The 264-nt window shown below is 64.0% G+C and carries 1 protein-coding gene; it reads left to right on the top strand.

Annotated features, from left to right (window positions below; genetic code table 11):
- Positions 1-264: integrase core domain-containing protein (locus MKZ40_RS17110; RefSeq protein WP_282628013.1), on the top strand; the 264-nt coding region annotated here is incomplete at both ends.

Genomic DNA, 264 nt, shown 5'->3' with positions numbered 1-264 from the left:
GCCTTCGCCGAGTCGGCCTTCAAGACGCTGAAGTACCGGCCGGGCTTCCCCGTCGACGGGTTCGCCACCCTGGCCGAGGCTCAGGACTGGGTTCAGCAATTTACCGAGTGGTACAACCATGAGCACCAGCACAGCGCCCTTCGCTACGTCACGCCGAGCCAGCGTCATGACGGCGAGGCCAAAGGCATTCTGACGCAGCGCCGAGAGGTCTTCGAGGCCGCGAAGCAGCGTCACCCGGAGCGATGGTCAGGTGACATCCGAAAA

This window comes from Cobetia sp. BMC6 (assembly GCF_029991385.1).
GTDB lineage: Bacteria > Pseudomonadota > Gammaproteobacteria > Pseudomonadales > Halomonadaceae > Cobetia.
The sequence above is the reverse complement of the archived record's forward strand: the minus strand, read 5'-3'. Positions and strand labels throughout refer to the sequence as shown.